This is a genomic window from Streptomyces sp. NPDC048644 (assembly GCF_043199105.1).
In the GTDB taxonomy this organism is placed as follows: domain Bacteria; phylum Actinomycetota; class Actinomycetes; order Streptomycetales; family Streptomycetaceae; genus Streptomyces.
Window position 1 is genome coordinate 542,458 of record NZ_JBICVO010000005.1, and the last position, 17,523, is coordinate 559,980.

Genomic DNA, 17,523 nt, shown 5'->3' on the forward strand with positions numbered 1-17,523 from the left:
GTCCCGCTCGGGCTCACTCCACCCAACCCGTTCAGGCAGCGCTCCTGCCCTCACAGCCCCCGTGCGACCTCGGTCGCCCAGTAGGTGAGGATCATGTTGGCGCCGGCCCGCTTGATGCTGGTCAGGGTCTCCAGGATCGCCCGGTCCCGCTCGATCCAGCCCTTCTCCGCCGCCGCCTCGATCATCGCGTACTCGCCGGAGATCTGGTACGCGGCGACCGGCACGTCCACCGTCTCCGCGATCTTCGCCAGCACGTCGAGATACGGCAGCCCCGGCTTGACCATGACCATGTCGGCGCCCTCGTCGAGGTCGAGCGCCAGCTCACGCAGGGACTCACGGAGGTTGGCCGGGTCCTGCTGGTACGTCTTGCGGTCGCCCTGGAGCGACGAGCCGACGGCCTCGCGGAACGGGCCGTAGAACGCCGACGAGTACTTCGCGGTGTAGGCGAGGATCGACACGTCCTCATAGCCTGTCTGGTCCAGCGCGTCACGGATGACGCCGACCTGGCCGTCCATCATGCCGCTGGGGCCCACCACATGGACCCCCGCGTCGGCCTGGACCTGCGCCATCTCGGCGTAGCGCTCCAGCGTCGCGTCGTTGTCGACCCGGCCGTCGGCGTCCAGGACACCGCAGTGGCCGTGGTCGGTGAACTCGTCGAGGCACAGGTCCGACATGACGATGAGATCGTCGCCGACCTCGGCCCGCACGTCACGGATGGCGACCTGAAGGATGCCGTCCGGGTCGGTACCCACCGTGCCCCGGGCGTCCTTCTTGGCGTCCTCGGGAACGCCGTAGAGCATGATCCCCGAGACCCCGGCCTCCAGCGCCTCGACGGCCGCCTTCCGCAGGGAGTCACGCGTGTGCTGCACGACCCCGGGCATCGCCGAGATCGGCACCGGCTCGGAGATGCCCTCCCGGACGAAGGCCGGGAGGATCAAGTCGGCCGGGTGCAGCCGGTGTTCGGCGACCATCCGCCGCATGGCGGGGCTGGTGCGCAGCCGCCTCGGCCGTGCTCCGGGAAACGTTCCGTACGTACTGCTGCTCAACTGCGAGCCCTCCTACGCGATCCGGGCCGCCGCTCGCTGGGGCGGGTGACCGGGTCGCCGGCCTCCACCGCGGCATCGCGCCGCGCCGCCCCGAAGTCCGCGAGCGCTTCGGCCAGTTTGTGAACCGAGGGCTCGGGCGACATGACGTCCACACGCAGCCCGTGCTCCTCGGCGGTCTTGGCGGTGGCCGGGCCGATACAGGCGATCACCGTCACGTTGTGCGGCTTGCCCGCGATGCCCACGAGGTTGCGGACGGTCGACGACGAGGTGAAGAGCACCGCGTCGAAGCCGCCGCCCTTGATCGCCTCACGGGTCTCGGCCGGCGGCGGCGAGGCGCGCACCGTCCGGTAGGCGGTGACGTCGTCGACCTCCCAGCCCAGCTCGATCAGACCGGCCACCAGGGTCTCGGTGGCGATGTCGGCGCGCGGCAGGAAGACCCGGTCGATCGGGTCGAAGACCGCGTCGTAGGGCGGCCAGTCCTCCAGGAGGCCGGCCGCCGACTGCTCGCCGGACGGCACCAGGTCGGGCTTCACACCGAAGGCGATCAGCGCCTTGGCGGTCTGCTCGCCGACCGCGGCGACCTTGATGCCGGCGAACGCCCGCGCATCGAGGCCGTATTCCTCGAACTTCTCCCGGACCGCCTTGACGGCGTTGACCGAGGTGAAGGCGATCCATTCGTAGCGGCCTGTGACCAGGCCCTTGACCGCCCGCTCCATCTGCTGCGGGGTGCGCGGCGGCTCGACGGCGATCGTCGGGACCTCGTGCGGCACCGCGCCGTACGAGACGAGCTGGTCGGAGAGCGACGCGGCCTGCTCCTTCGTGCGCGGCACGAGCACCCGCCAGCCGAACAGCGGCTTGGACTCGAACCACGACAGCTGGTCGCGCTGCGCTGTGGCACTGCGCTCACCGACCACGGCTATGACCGGCTGGCCCCCGTCGGGCGAGGGCAGCACCTTGGCGGCCTTGAGCACCTGGGCGACGGACCCGAGGGTCGCGGTCCAGGTCCGCTGCCGAGTGGTGGTGCCCGCGATGGTGACCGTGAGCGGAGTGTCGGGCTTGCGGCCTGCGGCCACCAGCTCACCGGCGGCTGCGGCCACCGAGTCGAGGGTGGTGGAGACGACCGCGGTGGCGTCGCTGGCGCCCAGCTCCGTCCAGCAGCGGTCCCCTGCGGTACGCGCGTCGACAAAGCGGACGTCGGTGCCCTCGGCGTCGCGCAGCGGCACACCGGCGTACGCGGGCACACCCACGGCGGCGGCGATGCCCGGCACGACCTCGAAGACGATGCCCTCGGACGCGCAGGCCAGCATCTCCTCGGCGACGTTGCCGTCCAGACCGGGGTCACCGGCCACGGCACGTACGACCCGCTTGCCGGTGCGTGCGGCCGTCATGACAAGATTGGCAGTGTCACGCAGAGACGAAACTTCGGCGGGCATGACGGGACTTGACGCCTCGTCAGCTGCCGCCTGCAGTGGTGTGTCCACCTGAGCCCTGGCATGTACGCGTACGACGTCCAGCACCTGCGGGTCGGCGATCAGCACGTCCGCCTGGGCCAGCGCCTCCACAGCACGCAGCGTCAGCAGACCGGGATCTCCCGGCCCGGCACCGAGGAAGGTGACCTGGCCGGAGGCGGAGTGGTTCGGGACGGTGGGGTTCAAAGTGCTCGCTCCCCCATAAGACCGGCCGCACCCTTTGCGAGCATCTCGGCGGCGAGTTCACGGCCCATGTGCTGCGGCGTCGTGAAGTCGTCGGGAGAGGCGGGTACGTGCCCGGTGGTGGACAGCTGCACCAGCGCGCTGCCGTCGGTCGTGCCGACGACGCCGCGCAGGCGCATTTCGGTGACAGCCTGTTCGTCAACCTGCAGGTCGGCCAGCGCACCCACAGGTGCGGAGCAGCCGGCCTCCAGGGCGGCGAGCAGGGAACGCTCGGCGGTCACGGCGGCCCGGGTGAACGGGTCGTCGAGTCCGGCGAGCTGGGCGGCGAGGTCCGTGTTGGACGCGGCGCACTCGACCGCCAGTGCCCCCTGGCCGGGGGCGGGCAAAACCATGTCGGGCGACAGCAGTTGCGTCGCCTCGCCGATCCGGCCGAGCCGGGAGAGCCCGGCGGCGGCCAGTACGACGCCGTCCAGCTCGCCCGTCTCGACGAAGCCGAGCCGGGTGTCGATGTTCCCGCGTATCGGGACCGCCTCGATCCGGCGGCCGAGCGACGCGGCCCAGGCGTTGAGCTGCGCCATCCGCCGCGGGGAGCCGGTGCCCACCCGCGCGCCGTCGGGCAGCTGCTCGAAGGTCAGACCGTCCCTGGCGATCAGCGCGTCCCGGGGGTCCTCGCGCAGCGGCACGGCGGCCAGCGTGAGGGTGTCGGGCTGCGCGGTCGGCAGGTCCTTCAGCGAGTGGACCGCGAAGTCGATCTCCCCGCTGAGCAGGGCATCGCGCAGCGCGGAGACGAAGACGCCGGTACCGCCGATCTGCGCGAGGTGCTCGCGGGAGGTGTCGCCGTACGTGGTGATCTCCACCAGCTCGACGGGACGGCCCGTCAGCTCGCGCACCGCATCGGCGACCTGTCCCGACTGGGCCATGGCGAGCTTGCTCCGCCGCGTGCCCAGTCTCAGGGCTCTCATAGTGCTGTCAGTCATGCCCGCTCCCGTGCTGCATCGTGCCTGTCGGCCCGCGTATCGGCCCTGCTGACGGCGGCGACCGTCTGGGGGTCGAGGTCGAAGAGTTCCCGCAGCGCGTCCGCGTACCCGGCGCCGCCGGGCTCGCTCGCGAGCTGCTTGACCCGCACGGTGGGCGCGTGCAGGAGTTTGTCGACGACCCGGCGCACGGTCTGGGTGATCTCCGCGCGTTGCTTGTCGTCAAGGTCGGGGAGGCGGCCGTCGAGCCGGGCGATCTCGCCCGCGACGACGTCCGCCGCCATGGTGCGCAGGGCGACCACGGTGGGGGTGATGTGCGCCGCCCGCTGGGCCGCGCCGAAGGCGGCGACCTCCTCGGAGACGATGCCGCGCACCTTGTCCACGTCGGCCGCCATGGGCGCGTCGGCCGACGCGTCCGCGAGCGACTCGATGTCGACGAGATGCGCGCCCTCGATCCGGTGGACCGCGGCGTCGATGTCACGCGGCATGGCGAGGTCGAGCAGCGCCAGATCGGCGGTACGTCCGGCGCGGGCGGCGGCGACCGCACCGGCGCCGAGCACCAGACCGGTCGCGCCGGTACAGGAGACCACGATGTCGGCGAGCGGCAGCTCCGCGCCGACGGCGTCCATCGCCACCGCACGGGCCCGCAGCCCGTTCGCGGCACCGGGGCCGCCCGGCTCGGTGAGGATGCCCGTCAGCCGCTCGGCTCGCTCCAGGGTCCGGTTGGCGACCGCCAGTTCGCCGACACCGGCCCGCACGAGAGTGGTGGCGGCCAGCGAGGACATCGATCCGGCGCCGATGACCAGGGCCCGCTTGCCGTGCGCCCACGCCTCGACGTCCGGCCCGCCCGCGAGCTGTTCGAGGCCGAAGGTCACCAGCGACTGCCCGGCCTTGTCGATGCCGGTCTCGCTGTGCGCGCGCTTGCCGACCCGGAGTGCCTGCTGGAAGAGGTCGTTGAGCAGCCGTCCCGCGGTGTGCTGTTCCTGCGCGACGGCCAGCGCGTCCTTGATCTGCCCGAGGATCTGGCCCTCGCCGACGACCATCGAGTCCAGGCCGCAGGCCACCGAGAAGAGGTGGTGGACGGCGCGGTCCTCGTAGTGGACGTAGAGGTAAGGGGTCAGCTCCTCCAGACCGGCGCCGCCGTGGCGGGCCAGCAGGGTGGACAGCTCGGCGACCCCGGCGTGGAACTTGTCCACGTCCGCGTACAGCTCGATGCGGTTACAGGTGGAGAGAACCGCAGCCTCGCTCGCGGGCTCCGCTGACACCGTGTCCTGCAGCAGCTTGCCGCGCGCATCGGGCGCCAGCGCGGCCCGCTCCAGCACGCTCACCGGCGCGCTGCGATGACTCAGTCCGACAACCAAGAGGCTCATGCCGGCATCACGGCGGGCACGTCCCCGTCAGGTCCCTTGCGATCGGCTGCGGCGGCACGGACGGCGGGGGCCGGCGGACCGCTGTCCTGCACGCTGTCCTCCCCGGCCTTGCGCTGCTCGTGGAAGGCGAGAATCTGCAGTTCTATGGACAGGTCGACCTTCCGCACGTCCACCCCGTCCGGGACGGTCAGCACGGTCGGCGCGAAGTTGAGGATCGAGGTGACACCGGCGGCGACCAGGCGGTCGCAGACCTGCTGGGCGGCGCCCGCGGGGGTCGCGATCACGCCGATCGAGACGCCGTTGTCCTCGATGATGTGCTCCAGCTCGTCGGTGTGCTGCACCCCGATGCCGGCGACGGGCTTTCCCGCCATGGCGGGGTCGGCGTCGATGAGCGCGGCGACCCGGAACCCGCGGGACGCGAAGCCGCCGTAATTGGCGAGCGCGGCGCCGAGATTACCGATGCCGACGATGACAACCGGCCAATCCTGGGTGAGGCCGAGTTCCCGCGAGATCTGGTAGACGAGATACTCCACGTCGTACCCGACGCCACGCGTCCCGTACGAGCCGAGGTAGGAGAAGTCCTTGCGCAGCTTGGCGGAGTTGACCCCCGCCGCGGCGGCGAGTTCCTCGGAGGAGACCGTGGGGACCGAGCGCTCGGAGAGCGCGGTCAGCGCGCGCAGATACAGCGGTAGCCGGGCGACGGTGGCCTCGGGAATGCCTCGGCTTCGGGTCGCCGGTCGGTGAGTTCGGCCAGTTGCCACGGTGCTCCTGCGGGTAGAGCGGGGCTGCGGGCGGCCATGCGTCACCCGACCGCCCTGTCGACAGCAGGCTATGTCTTTGTGAACGCGTGCACAAAGATGATGTCCGCTTTGTCTGGCCAAAGTGACCGGTGTCACGCGGCTTTTACAGCCCTTCCCGGAACCAACTCCCAGGTCACGCCGTTCACCGGCTTCTCGCAGGTCACGGAGGTTCGCCGACGGGAGCACGCGCTCTCACTCCTCACCGCTATGCCCCCGGAAACCTACAAATCGCCCACCGATGGTAGTCGACCGCGGGACACCTCAGCACCGCGTCGCCCCGGGGCACAATGGCCGCATGGCCCCCTCGTTCGGCATGTTCAGCCGCAGCAACCACAAGAGCCCCGCAGAGCGCACGGTCACCCTGATCGGGAAGCCCGGCTGCCACCTGTGCGACAACGCCCAGGCCGTGATCGAGACGGTCTGCGCCGAGACCGGCGCCTCCTGGGAGAAGAAGGACATCACCCAGGACGCCGACCTCCACCACAAGTACTGGGAGCAGATTCCGGTCATCCTCGTCGACGGCGCCCAGCACGATTTCTGGCGCGTGGACCCCAAGCGCCTGCGCACCGCACTGGGCGCCTGACACCCCCGCCCGCGACCGCCGTCCCGCCGCCGGCCGCTCACCTGTTACCCGACACAAGGCCGTAACCGGAACCACCGAACAAACTGGCTACGCTAGCGGTATGGCCCTCCCGTCGCCCGACCACCGCCCCGGTACGAACCCCTTCGGGACGCCCCCCCAATCCCCGTCTCCCGACGAACACCCCGACGCAGGGCCCCGCTCCCGCATCTCCTCCCCCCGGGGCTGGTTCTCCCGGCACCGGCGGCCCGCCACCGCGCGCAGCGTGCTGGCCGGCGAGGCAGCCGCCGAGGCCGCCCGCAAGACCTCGGAAGAGGCCGAGGCCGCCGAGGCCGCCGACGAGACACCCGAAGAACCCGAGTTCCCGGTCGTCGGGGACGTGGCCGCAGCGGCCTTCTTCGACCTCGACAACACCGTCATGCAGGGCGCCGCGCTCTTCCACTTCGGCCGCGGCCTCTACAAGCGGCACTTCTTCCACAAGCGCGATCTGGCCCGCTTCGCCTGGCAGCAGATCTACTTCCGGCTGGCCGGTTCGGAGAACCCCGAGCACATGGCCGACGTCCGCAACAGCGCGCTGTCCATCGTGCAGGGCCACCGCGTCTCCGAGCTGATGTCCATGGGCGAGGAGATCTACGACGAGTACATGGCCGAACGCGTCTGGCCCGGCACCCGGGCGCTCGCCCAGGCCCACCTCGACGCGGGCCAGAAGGTCTGGCTGGTGACCGCGGCCCCGGTCGAAACCGCGACGATCATCGCCCGCAGGCTCGGCCTGACCGGCGCGCTCGGCACCGTCGCGGAGTCCGTCGGCGGCGTCTACACCGGCAAGTTGGTGGGCGAACCGCTGCACGGCCCGGCCAAGGCCGAAGCGGTCCGCGCGCTCGCCGCCGCCGAGGGCCTGGACCTCTCGCGCTGCGCCGCCTACAGCGACTCCGCCAACGACATCCCGATGCTGTCGCTCGTCGGCCACCCCTACGCGATCAACCCCGACAGCCGGCTGCGCAAGCACGCGGGCGAGCAGGGATGGCGGCTGCGCGACTACCGAACGGGCCGCAAGGCCGCAAGGATCGGCATCCCGGCAGCCGCCGGCCTGGGCGCCCTCGCGGGCGGCGCAGCCGCTGCCGCCGCCCTCCAGCGCCGCCGCCGCTGACCCGCTCACGCTCCGCCGCGCCACCACGCTGACCAGGATTGATCGCCGTGCGGCGGTCCGGCCCATCCCTTTCGCCTACCCCCGGCGCGCCGCCGTCAGTCCCGTTACTGGCGCTCAGCCACAACACGCCTTCCAACCAGGCAGATTGCGTCACCTTCCGATCAAAAGTTGCTCAGTAATCGATACTTGATCTGCCACGAACCCGGCACGGTCCGTAAGTAATCGATGATTTGAACAACTGGGTGTAGCGCTGCCTATACGAAGCGTTATTCTCCTCAGACGCAATCCGGAACCCACACGTCCCTACGACGAGTGAACGGTCCCGCACTGCACGTGATGGAAGCTCTGCCTCTGGGAGTCCCGTGTACCCACACGTCGGGGTTGACGCCTCGGGCCTGGCTACGCTGCGTACGACACTCGTCGACCACCTGCGCAGTTTTGTCCCCACCGCGTACGCCGTCCCCGCATTCGCCTCAGCCGTCCCCGCCGGCCCCTGCTACGCCCTGGCCGACGGGAGCGCTGCGGTCGGCAAGGCCGCACCCGTCGGCAGATCGCGCCGCTCCGGCACCGGCACGACCACCGCCCGACGTCCCGCCGACAGCGACAGCCGTCGCATGATGGACCTCGTCGAACGCGCCCAGTCCGGAGAAGCCGAAGCCTTCGGCCGCCTCTACGACCAGTACGCCGACACGGTCTACCGCTACATCTACTACCGCGTCGGCGGCCGGGCCACCGCCGAAGACCTGACCAGCGAGACCTTCCTCCGGGCGCTGCGCCGCATCGGCACCTTCACCTGGCAGGGCCGCGACTTCGGCGCCTGGCTGGTGACCATCGCCCGCAATCTCGTCGCCGACCACTTCAAGTCCTCGCGATTCCGGCTGGAAGTCACCACCGGCGAGATGCTCGACGCCAACGAGGTCGAGCGCAGCCCCGAGGACTCCGTCCTCGAATCCCTCTCCAACGCCGCCCTTCTGGAGGCGGTCCGCAAGCTCAATCCCCAGCAGCAGGAATGCGTGACGCTGCGCTTCCTGCAGGGCCTGTCCGTCGCCGAGACCGCCCGCGTCATGGGCAAGAACGAAGGCGCGATCAAGACCCTCCAGTACCGCGCGGTGCGCACCCTGGCGCGGCTGCTGCCCGAAGACGCCCGCTGACCCCCACCAACCCGCCTCCCCCACCCCCCTGTTCACTTTCCGGACCTCTTTGCGCCGCATTTCCGCCACGTTTGGTGACCGCTTGTGTGCGGTCGGTCAGATCATCGTGAGTGCGTAACCCGTGTGCCGCGCCGCTCGTTGTCCGGGATGCAGGCTCCATGCGGTCACGCCATGTCCGCTGCCTCTCACTCAATCGAGTGGCCGCGGGCATCGGCGTGCAACCGTCCGGTCCGTCTGGATAGTCAAAGCCAGTCCGGGGAGTCGAGCGGGATGACGAGAGGAGGTGCCGCCCGTGATCGTGAACATCTCGGTGCACCGGCGGGCCAACGCCTTCGCCCAGGCCCTGGAGGAGCAGGTCCCCAAGGGCGCGGCGGCCGAGGACCAGGTCGACACACCGGACCAAGCGCCGGGTGAAGCACGGCTGTTGGCGGTGGCGGACGGCCTCGGGGAGCTCCCGAAGCCGGAATTGGCCGCCGAGGTCAAGACTGTCCAGCGCGCCCAGCTCATCGCCGCGATGGAGGCCGCCTTCGCCGAAGGCGCTCCGTCCGACGGTGCCAGGGTGCCCGAGCAACGCACACCCAAAGGCGGTCACCGCGCGGCGAAGCAGCTCGGCAAGCTGCGCCCCCGCTCCCGGCTCACCAAAGGGCTCGCTGCGGGGGGACTGACCGTGGGCGTCGCGGCCGGCGCGTTCAGCGGCGTCGCCGCCGCCAGCTCCGACGCCCTGCCAGGCGACTCCCTCTACGGCCTCAAGCGCGGGATGGAGGACTTCAAGCTCGGCATGACCGACGACGACGCCGACCGCGGACGCCTCTTCCTCGACCAGGCGTCCACCCGCCTCCAGGAGGCCCGCCGTCTCATGGAGCGCGGCCGGGTGTCCGACCTCGACCACGAGTCCCTCGTGGAGGTCCGAAGAGCCCTCTCGGGTGTCACGCACGACGCCGGCGCGGGCCACCGCCTGCTGCACGCCGCGTACGAGCGCGACGGCTCGCTCGGCCCCATCCAGGCCCTCGACTCCTTCACCACCTCGCACCACGAGACCTGGTCGCAGCTGCGCGACCGGCTCCCGGCCCAGCTCACGGACGTCCGGGACGAGGTCAGCTCGGTCATGGACGCCATGGCCGAGGAGGTCAAGCCGCTCCGTTCGCTGCTGCCCGCCCCGGAGAAGACGGGCCGCCACCGCGCCGCCCCGCCCGCACCCGAGAGCGGAACCGGCCACCCCGAGCACCCGAAGCCGTCGGACGACCACTCCCCGTCGGGCAAGCACGACGACGGCTCGCACGACACCCCCCGGCCCTCGGCCTCACCGTCCGAGCACGAAGGACTGCTCGGCGGCGCAGCGGGCCGCCTGCTCGACCCGCCGGACAGGGACGGCTCCTCCGGCCCGTCGCACGACAGCGGCGACGGAAAGGGCGCGCCGGGCATGCCTGGTGTCACCCTCCCGCCGCTGATCCCCGGGCTGCTTCCCGGCCTCGGCATCGACGGCGAGCACAGCGGGGACTGACTCCGCCCGGCCGGCGGCGGGCCGCCTCACACGCCCGCCGCCCGCACCGGCCCGCACCCGCCCGCCGGTCCTCCGGGGCGCGGGCTCAGAAGAACACCGAGCGACGTTGCACCAGCAGCTTGTAGAGCGTGTGCTGAATCGTTTCGCGTACCTGGTCGGTCAGGTTGAACATCAGCATCGGATCGTCGGCCGCCTCTGGCGGATAGCCGTCCGTCGCGATCGGCTCGCCGAACTGGATCGTCCACTTCGTCGGCAGCGGCACCGCACCCAGCGGCCCCAGCCACGGGAACGTCGGCGTGACGGGGAAGTACGGCAGCCCCAGCACCCGCGCCAGCGTCTTGGCGTTCCCGACCATCGGGTAGATCTCCTCGGCGCCCACGATCGAGCACGGCACGATCGGCGCCCCGGCCCGCAGCGCGGTCGAGACGAACCCGCCCCGCCCGAAGCGCTGCAGCTTGTACCGGTCGGCGAAGGGCTTGCCGATGCCCTTGAACCCCTCCGGCATCACCCCGACGATCTCCCCGCGCTCCAGCAGCCGCTGCGCGTCCTCGGCACAGGCGAGAGTGTGCCCGGCCTTGCGGGCCAGCGCGTTGACGATCGGCAGCACGAAGACCAGATCGGCCGCCAGCAGCCGCAGATGGCGCTCGGCCGGATGGTGATCGTGTACCGCGACCTGAAGCATCAGGCCGTCCAGCGGCAGCGTCCCTGAGTGGTTGGCGACGACCAGCGCCCCGCCGTCCGCGGGGATGTTCTCGATGCCCTTCACCTCGACCCGGAAGTACTTGTCGGCGAACGGGCGCAGCAGCGACATCAGGACCTGATCGGTCAGTTCCTCGTCGTAGCCGAAGTCGTCGACCTCGTACTCGCCGGTGAGCCGGCGGCGCAGGAAGCTCAGGCCGCCCGCGATCCGCTCGTCCAGGGACTGGCCGCCGCGCGGCGCGGGACGGCCGGACTCCGGCTGCGGCGCGCCGGTCCGCGCCTCCGGTACGGGTGTCAGCGCGGTAGTGCCCGAGGTACGCGCCGACCGCCTGGCCTTACGGCGCGCCCGCGGCTCCTCGCCGAAGGGAATGACCTTGGCGTCCGCCATCGTGCGTGAACTCCTCACTGGGCCGGACGTGCGGGCAGCACGCCGGCGAGCCGGTCGACGGTGCGGGCGATGGACTCGGGCGGGAGCAGCCCGGGTCCGCGGCTGCGGGCGAATTCCGCGAAGGTCTCCGCCGTCGTGTACTGCGGATGAAACCCCAGTGTCTCGCGCATCTGCGTCGTCTGGACGACCCGGCCGTGCGTGAGCAGCCGGATCTGTTCGGGGGAGAAGTCCGTGATGCCGACGGACCGCAGCGCCGTACCCGCCCAGGTGACCGTCGGCAGGAACAGCGGCAGCGTGGGCCGCCCCAGCCGCCTGGAGGTCTGCGACAGCAGCAGCACGCCGTCGCCCGCGATGTTGAACGTGCCGCTGTTCAGCGTCCCGCGGCGCGGTTCGGACGCGGCGATCCGCAGGACCTCCAGGGCATCGTCCTCGTGCACGAACTGGAGCCGCGGGTCGTAGCCGAGGACGGTCGGCAGCACCGGCAGGGCGAAGTAGTCGGCGAGCGGCGAATCCGCGCACGGGCCGAGGATGTTGGCGAAGCGCAGCACGCACACCGCGACGTCGGGGCGGCGCCGGGCGAAGCCCCGTACGTACCCCTCGACCTCGACGGCGTCCTTGGCGAAACCGCCGCTGGGCAGCGACTTGGGCGGGGTGTTCTCGCTGAAGACGGCCGGGTCGCGGGGCGCCGAGCCGTAGACGCTGGTCGTGGACTTGATGACCAAGCGCTGCACGCGCGGAGCCTTCTGGCAGGCGCCGAGGAGCTGCATGGTCCCGATGACGTTGGCTTCCTTGACGGCGCTCCGGCCGCCGCGACTGCCGAGCGGCGTGCCGTTGATGTCCATGTGGACGACGGTGTCCACACCCGTCTCGGCCAGCACCCTGGCGATCGCCGGGTGCCTGATGTCGGCCTTGAGGAATTCCGCGCCGCCCAGATGGTGCTCGGGGGCCGCCGCGTCGACGCCGATCACCCTGTCGACGCCGGGGTCGCGCCGGATCCGTCGGACGAACCGGCCTGCCAGTTGCCGCGCGACTCCCGTGACGAGCACGACCTTGCCCAAGATCAGCCCTTCCTTCCGCACCCGGACACCGCCCGAACTGTGCGGGCCACGCTATCGGGTCGTTGTTGCACGGCGATGACCTCGGGCTGCCCGGAGCGACATTTCCCGCCGCTGTCGCCCCACCGGCCCCCTCCTCCCCGTCCGAGACCCGCCGCAACGCACCGCAGCCCCCCACCGCACAAGGCGGTGAGGGGCTGCGAAATCGCGATCAGCGTCGCTTACTTCTTGTTACGACGCTGAACACGGGTGCGCTTGAGCAGCTTGCGGTGCTTCTTCTTGGCCATCCGCTTGCGCCGCTTCTTGATAACAGAGCCCACGACTACCCTCGCTCACTTCGAATCACTCGGTGCGGGGCGTCCGAGCCCACACTACCTACATCGGGCCAGCCTACCCGGCGCCGGGCGTACGGCGTAATCCGAGGGTCCGAGAGGTCCGTCAGGCCGATTCGACGCCTACATAGGACTCGCGGAGATAGTCGTGGACCGCCTGCTCGGGCACGCGGAACGACCTCCCCACACGGATCGCGGGCAGATGACCACTGTGCACCAGGCGGTACACGGTCATCTTCGACACTCGCATCACGGTGGCGACCTCCGCCACTGTCAGAAACACGACCTCATTGAGAGGCTTCTGGTCCGCAGCCATGCCACACCTGCACCTTCCGCATATGACGGGTACCGGCTTCCCCTCCGGTAACTCTTCGTCGCTATGCGCTCACTCCCCAATTTAGGGGCGGGTGATGCGAGTGGGGAAGAGGAGCAGCGTAGGGCCGCCTAATGGGGCAGACATGCCTTATTGAGTACATAGCGGGTGAGGGGCCGGTAGTGGGCAGCCCGTACGGCGTCATCGAGCGGCACCACCGCGGAGACCCGTCCCTCGGCCTGTCCGACGAACAGCGCCGGATCGTCCGTATCCGCCAGACCGATCGCCTCAAAGCCCAGCTGACCTGCGCCGCAGACCCAGCCGTGGTCCCCGATGACCAGTTCCGGGAGCGGCCCCGCCACGTCCGCCGCCACGGCCAGCGCGGTCCGTACCGGGAGGGGTGAATGGGTGTGCACGCCCCCCTCTCCGGGTGCGCCCCGCACGCCGGGCTCGCGCATCAGCGCGACTCCCCGTACGTAGTCCAGGGCGTACGTACGTACCCCGAACCGGGTCGCTATGTCGACACGAAAGCCATACGCGGGGGTGAGGACGGTGCAACCCGCTGACGAGAGAGCGTCCGCGAGAGCGGCGTAGAAGTCCAGCAGCCGGTGCGGATGGCCGGTACCGATCAGGACCGGAGCACGGCGGTCGGCCGCAGCGCCGATCCGGTCGGCGAAAGCGTCCAGACCCGCGATCGTACGGTCCGGGTCGATCACATCAGGGCCTGATCTCAGCGCGGGATCGGCCGAGACCCCGCACTTCCGCCCCATCAGCCGCAGCACTTCACCGGGCGGCCAGTCCCGTTCCGGGTCGAGCCCCAGCAGCACCCGGGGATCGCGCTCCGAGAAGAGCCGGTAGCGGCCCAGGCTCTTCTCCCGCGGAGTCGCGATGGTCCCCGCCAGCCGCGCCGCGATCAGGTGCGCACGCAGCGCGCCGGTCCTCAACACGGCCCCCATGCTGGCTGGTTGAGCGGTCAACGGAGAGCGAACCGACGGGTAGTCACACATCCGGACGCACCGCCCGGCCCGCCCCCGGGGTCACGGCAGCAGCCCGTGCGCCGGGAACACCGCCCGCCGCGTGGCCAGGATCGCCTGGTCCAGCCGGTCCGCCGGGTCGTAGCCGGACTCGGTGAAGTCCCGCCAGTGCGGCACCCGCCCGTCCGTCATCCGCTGCGGCGCCAACTGCCGCGTCCTGCGGAACACTTCGTGCCGCCAGTCCTCCGGAATCCGCGACGAAGGATCCAGCGGCCGGCCAGCGGCGACCGCGGTCAGATGCGTCCAGCTGCGCGGAACCACGTCCACCACCGCATAGCCGCCACCGCCGAGCGCCACCCACCGCCCGTCCGTGTGCTCGTGCGCCAGCGCGTGGCAGGACTCCGCCACCGCGCGCTGCGCGTCGACGCTCACCGCCAGGTGCGCCAGCGGGTCCTCGAAGTGGGTGTCCGCGCCGTGCTGCGTCACCAGCACCTCAGGACGGAACGCGCCGAGCAGCTCGGGCACCACCGCGTGAAAGGCCCGCAGCCAGCCCTCGTCACCGGTGCCGGCCGGCAGCGCCACATTCACCGCGCTGCCCTCCGCGCCGTCCCCGCCGGTCTCCTCCGGCCAGCCGGTCTGCGGGAACAGCGTCCGCGGATGCTCGTGCAGCGACACCGTCAGGACCCGCGGGTCCTCCCAGAACGCCGCCTGCACGCCGTCCCCGTGGTGCACGTCCACGTCCACGTACGCGACCCGTTCCACCCCCAGCTCCAGGAGCCGGGCGATGGCCAGCGCCGCGTCGTTGTAGATGCAGAAGCCGGACGCGCCGCCCGGCATGGCGTGGTGCAGCCCGCCGGCGAAGTTCACCGCGTGCAGCGCGGCGCCGCGCACCACCGCCTCAGCCGCGCCGACCGACTGCCCCGCGATCAGCGCCGACGCCTCGTGCATGCCCGCGAACGCCGGGTCGTCCGCCGTACCCAGCCCGTACGAGGCGTCCGCCGCCGCCGGATCGGCCGAGGCGGCGCGCACCGCGGCGATGTAGTCCTCGCGGTGCACAAGCCGCAGGGTGGAATCACCGGCCGGCTTGGCGGCGACCACCTCAAGGGGCGCGCGGTCGAGCCCGTACGCCTCCACCAACCGCATGGTCAGTGCGAGCCGCACCGGATCCATCGGGTGGCCGGGCCCGAAGTCATAGCCCGTTACTGCTTCGTCCCACATCAGCTGTGCGCGCCCGCTCATGGCTGTCACCGTATCGGGCGACCTGCGGCCCGAACGAGCGGGCGTACACCAGCGTCACCAGCACCAACAGCATCGGTACGAGCATCGCGCCCCGGTAGCTCCAGGCGTCACCGAGCGCACCCACCAACGGCGAACCGACCAAAAAACCCACATAGTTGAAAATGTTCAGCCGGGCAATCGCGGTGTCCGACGCCGCCGGCCCGGCCAGCCGCCCCGCGGCGGCGAACGTCTGCGGCACGAGCACGCACAGCCCGATCCCCAGCAGCGTGAATCCCGCCATCCCCGTCCAGGCGCCGGGCGCCACCGCCACCACCGCGAAGCCGCACGCCGCGACCACCGTGCCGCATCGCACCACGGCGACCGCCCCGAACCGCCGCACCCCCAGATCGCCGACCGCCCGCCCCAGCAGCGTGGTGACCATGTAGACGTTGTACGGAACCGTCGCCACCTGCTCCGAACTCCCCAGCACGTCCTGGAGATACTTCGCGCTCCAGTTGGAGACCGTCGAGTCCCCGATATACGCGAACGCCATCACCAGGCACAGCGGCAACAGCAGCCTCATGGACACGGAAGCCGCCGTCTGCCCGCCCGAACCGCCCGCCGTCCCCGCCGTCCCGTTCGCGCCGTCCACGAACCACCGGCCGATGACCAGCGCCAGCGGCACCAGCACCGCCACCACCGGCCCGTAGAGCACCGCGAGGGACAGCTGCCAGTGCGCCCCCGCCCAGGCCAGCGAGGCGCCCACGATGCCACCCAGGCTGTACGCGGCGTGGAAGCCGAGCATGATGCTCCGCCCATACGCGCGCTGGAGGCTCACCCCGAGCATGTTCATCGAGGCGTCCAGCGCGCCGACCGAAAGCCCGAACGCCGCCAGCGCCACGGCCGCCTGCCCCATCGAGCCCGCCGAGCCCGCGGCCAGCAACGCCAGGCACACCAACGGCTGGACGCAGCGCAGCACCCGCCTCGGCGGCACCCGCTTCACCAGATGCTCGGTCAGCACGCTGCCGACACCGGCGAGGACCGGCACTGCCGCCAGGAAGACCGGCAGCAGGCCGTCGGATATCCCGTAGCGGTCCTGGATCGCGGGGATCCTGGTGACGAGAAGGGCGAAAACCGTGCCCTGGATGAAGAAGCTGAGGGCGAGCGAGACCCGGCCGTGCCGCACTTGCGTTCCTGGAACCAGTGGCGCCGTCATGGCCGCTCAGCCTAGAACTCCCCACTACCGCTGGGTAGATGGATCACTCAACCAATTCCGCCCTGCCGGACGCCGTACGCCCTACCGCAGCAGCAGCCCCGGAAGCTCCGTCATCGCGGCGAACCGCGCGGTGGCGTCGCCCATCCGACCGGCCGGGGTCATCGCTGTGAAGCCGTACACGTCCATCCCCGCCGCCCGCGCCGCCTGGACGCCCAGCGGACTGTCCTCGACGACCGCGCACCGCTCGGGTGCGACACCCATCTCACGTGCCGCGTGCAGAAAAAGATCGGGCGCCGGCTTGCCTCGCCCCACGTCCTCAGCGGAAAAAATCCGCCCGTCACCGAACCGGTCGAACAACCCGGTCCTGTGCAGCGCCACGCGAATCCGCTCGTGGCTGCCGGACGATCCGACGCAGTGCGCCATCCCCTCGGCGACCAACGCGTCCAGGACCGTGGTGACCCCACGCACCGGCTCCAGCTGCCTGCGGAACGCCTCGAAGACCCTCGCATGGAAGTCCTCATCGAACCCGGCGGGCAGCCGCTCACCGGACCGCTCAAACACCGTGTCATGAATGCGGTGCACGGCGGCACCCATGTAATCCCGTACGGAATCCTCGTACGTCGTGGGGTGACCCAATTCGGTGAGGTAACCGGCGAGTATCCGATTGGCGATCGGTTCGCTGTCCACAAGGACACCATCGTTATCGAAAATGACCAGGTCGTAGCGCATGGCCCGAGCCTACCGACGAGGTCTTACGTCCGTGGGCGTAAAGAGTCCCGGGAACGCAAAAAAGCTCCGGCCCCTGAACCAAAAGGTCCAGGAACCGGAGCTGAAAAATTGTTCGGCGGCGTCCTACTCTCCCACAGAGTCCCCTCTGCAGTACCATCGGCGCTGAAAGGCTTAGCTTCCGGGTTCGAAATGTAACCGGGCGTTTCCCTAACGCAATGACCACCGAAACACTATGAAGAAAACAAACTCCAGCCGACAAGGCGAGTTCGTTACTTCAGAACCTACACAGTGGACGCGAGCAACTGAGGACAAGCCCTCGGCCTATTAGTACCAGTCAACTCCACCCGTTACCAGGCTTCCATATCTGGCCTATCAACC

The 17,523-nt window shown here is 70.5% G+C and carries 17 protein-coding genes and 1 rRNA gene; 4 read left to right on the forward strand and 14 right to left on the reverse strand.

Features of this window, described 5'->3' with window-relative positions:
- Positions 1–50: 50 nt before the first annotated feature.
- The 5 genes from hemB to ACGFNI_RS15005 are packed head-to-tail and all read right to left on the reverse strand — an operon-like array spanning position 51 to position 5,803.
- On the reverse strand, positions 51–1,046 hold the full coding sequence (gene hemB / locus ACGFNI_RS14985) for a porphobilinogen synthase (protein ID WP_393683822.1): 996 nt from the start codon (positions 1,044–1,046) through the stop codon (positions 51–53).
- Entirely contained in the window at positions 1,043–2,701 is a 1,659-nt protein-coding gene (locus ACGFNI_RS14990; protein ID WP_393683824.1) for a uroporphyrinogen-III synthase, read from the reverse strand. The genes hemB and ACGFNI_RS14990 overlap by 4 nt, the downstream gene beginning before the upstream one ends.
- Positions 2,698–3,675, reverse strand: coding sequence for a hydroxymethylbilane synthase (hemC, locus tag ACGFNI_RS14995; RefSeq protein ID WP_393683826.1), 978 nt, complete (start codon positions 3,673–3,675; stop codon positions 2,698–2,700). The genes ACGFNI_RS14990 and hemC overlap by 4 nt, the downstream gene beginning before the upstream one ends.
- The gene (locus ACGFNI_RS15000) at positions 3,672–5,042 is read right to left on the reverse strand and encodes a glutamyl-tRNA reductase (protein ID WP_393683827.1); all 1,371 of its coding nucleotides are present in this window, start codon (positions 5,040–5,042) and stop codon (positions 3,672–3,674) included. The genes hemC and ACGFNI_RS15000 overlap by 4 nt, the downstream gene beginning before the upstream one ends.
- Positions 5,039–5,803 (reverse strand): redox-sensing transcriptional repressor Rex, encoded by a 765-nt coding sequence (locus ACGFNI_RS15005; protein WP_393683829.1) that lies wholly within the window; start codon positions 5,801–5,803, stop codon positions 5,039–5,041. Before ACGFNI_RS15005 ends, ACGFNI_RS15000 begins: the two co-directional genes overlap by 4 nt.
- Before the next feature lie 334 nt (positions 5,804–6,137).
- Here ACGFNI_RS15005 and ACGFNI_RS15010 point away from each other — a divergent pair, with 334 nt between their 5' ends.
- From ACGFNI_RS15010 to ACGFNI_RS15025, 4 genes are all read left to right on the forward strand, one after another.
- Complete coding sequence (locus ACGFNI_RS15010) at positions 6,138–6,425, forward strand: glutaredoxin family protein (protein ID WP_393683831.1); 288 nt, start codon at positions 6,138–6,140, stop codon at positions 6,423–6,425.
- 262 nt (positions 6,426–6,687) lie between these two features.
- Positions 6,688–7,569, forward strand: a complete 882-nt coding sequence (locus ACGFNI_RS15015; protein WP_393683910.1) for an HAD family hydrolase — start codon at positions 6,688–6,690, stop codon at positions 7,567–7,569.
- Between the two features lie 362 nt (positions 7,570–7,931).
- The gene (locus ACGFNI_RS15020; RefSeq protein ID WP_393683833.1) at positions 7,932–8,720 is read left to right on the forward strand and encodes an ECF subfamily RNA polymerase sigma factor, BldN family; all 789 of its coding nucleotides are present in this window, start codon (positions 7,932–7,934) and stop codon (positions 8,718–8,720) included.
- Between the two features lie 292 nt (positions 8,721–9,012).
- Positions 9,013–10,221 carry a DUF5667 domain-containing protein gene (locus ACGFNI_RS15025; RefSeq protein WP_393683835.1) on the forward strand — a complete coding sequence of 403 codons (1,209 nt, stop codon included), beginning with the start codon at positions 9,013–9,015 and terminating at the stop codon, positions 10,219–10,221.
- A gap of 85 nt (positions 10,222–10,306) precedes the next feature.
- Here ACGFNI_RS15025 and ACGFNI_RS15030 read toward each other — a convergent pair whose 3' ends face one another.
- From ACGFNI_RS15030 to rrf, 9 genes are all read right to left on the reverse strand, one after another.
- Positions 10,307–11,308: a lysophospholipid acyltransferase family protein gene (locus ACGFNI_RS15030; protein ID WP_393683836.1), complete on the reverse strand. Its 1,002-nt coding sequence runs from the start codon at positions 11,306–11,308 to the stop codon at positions 10,307–10,309.
- A 14-nt stretch (positions 11,309–11,322) separates the two neighbouring features.
- Complete coding sequence (locus ACGFNI_RS15035; protein WP_393683838.1) at positions 11,323–12,366, reverse strand: NAD-dependent epimerase/dehydratase family protein; 1,044 nt, start codon at positions 12,364–12,366, stop codon at positions 11,323–11,325.
- A gap of 218 nt (positions 12,367–12,584) precedes the next feature.
- On the reverse strand, positions 12,585–12,683 hold the full coding sequence (locus tag ACGFNI_RS15040; RefSeq protein WP_003948845.1) for a 30S ribosomal protein bS22: 99 nt from the start codon (positions 12,681–12,683) through the stop codon (positions 12,585–12,587).
- A 118-nt stretch (positions 12,684–12,801) separates the two neighbouring features.
- Positions 12,802–13,011 (reverse strand): helix-turn-helix domain-containing protein, encoded by a 210-nt coding sequence (locus ACGFNI_RS15045; protein WP_157848084.1) that lies wholly within the window; start codon positions 13,009–13,011, stop codon positions 12,802–12,804.
- A gap of 128 nt (positions 13,012–13,139) precedes the next feature.
- Positions 13,140–13,955, reverse strand: a complete 816-nt coding sequence (locus ACGFNI_RS15050; protein ID WP_393683840.1) for a phosphatase — start codon at positions 13,953–13,955, stop codon at positions 13,140–13,142.
- Between the two features lie 90 nt (positions 13,956–14,045).
- The gene (locus ACGFNI_RS15055; protein WP_393683842.1) at positions 14,046–15,221 is read right to left on the reverse strand and encodes an acetoin utilization protein AcuC; all 1,176 of its coding nucleotides are present in this window, start codon (positions 15,219–15,221) and stop codon (positions 14,046–14,048) included.
- Positions 15,172–16,416: an MFS transporter gene (locus tag ACGFNI_RS15060; RefSeq protein WP_393683844.1), complete on the reverse strand. Its 1,245-nt coding sequence runs from the start codon at positions 16,414–16,416 to the stop codon at positions 15,172–15,174. Before ACGFNI_RS15060 ends, ACGFNI_RS15055 begins: the two co-directional genes overlap by 50 nt.
- 81 nt (positions 16,417–16,497) lie before the next feature.
- Positions 16,498–17,145, reverse strand: coding sequence for an HAD family hydrolase (locus ACGFNI_RS15065; RefSeq protein WP_393683846.1), 648 nt, complete (start codon positions 17,143–17,145; stop codon positions 16,498–16,500).
- A gap of 110 nt (positions 17,146–17,255) precedes the next feature.
- Positions 17,256–17,372: ribosomal RNA gene (rrf, locus tag ACGFNI_RS15070) — 5S ribosomal RNA — on the reverse strand.
- Positions 17,373–17,523: the final 151 nt, after the last annotated feature.

What these genes read in the sequence shown, in the direction of transcription:
- ACGFNI_RS15055 (WP_393683842.1), bottom strand. Translation starts at nt 15,221, where the DNA reads ATGAGCGGGCGCGCACAGCTGATGTGGGACGAAGCAGTAACGGGCTAT.
- ACGFNI_RS15045 (WP_157848084.1), bottom strand. Translation starts at nt 13,011, where the DNA reads ATGGCTGCGGACCAGAAGCCTCTCAATGAGGTCGTGTTTCTGACAGTG.
- ACGFNI_RS15010 (WP_393683831.1), top strand. Translation starts at nt 6,138, where the DNA reads ATGGCCCCCTCGTTCGGCATGTTCAGCCGCAGCAACCACAAGAGCCCC.
- ACGFNI_RS15065 (WP_393683846.1), bottom strand. Translation starts at nt 17,145, where the DNA reads ATGCGCTACGACCTGGTCATTTTCGATAACGATGGTGTCCTTGTGGAC.
- ACGFNI_RS15060 (WP_393683844.1), bottom strand. Translation starts at nt 16,416, where the DNA reads ATGACGGCGCCACTGGTTCCAGGAACGCAAGTGCGGCACGGCCGGGTC.
- ACGFNI_RS15030 (WP_393683836.1), bottom strand. Translation starts at nt 11,308, where the DNA reads ATGGCGGACGCCAAGGTCATTCCCTTCGGCGAGGAGCCGCGGGCGCGC.
- hemC (WP_393683826.1), bottom strand. Translation starts at nt 3,675, where the DNA reads ATGACTGACAGCACTATGAGAGCCCTGAGACTGGGCACGCGGCGGAGC.
- ACGFNI_RS15000 (WP_393683827.1), bottom strand. Translation starts at nt 5,042, where the DNA reads ATGAGCCTCTTGGTTGTCGGACTGAGTCATCGCAGCGCGCCGGTGAGC.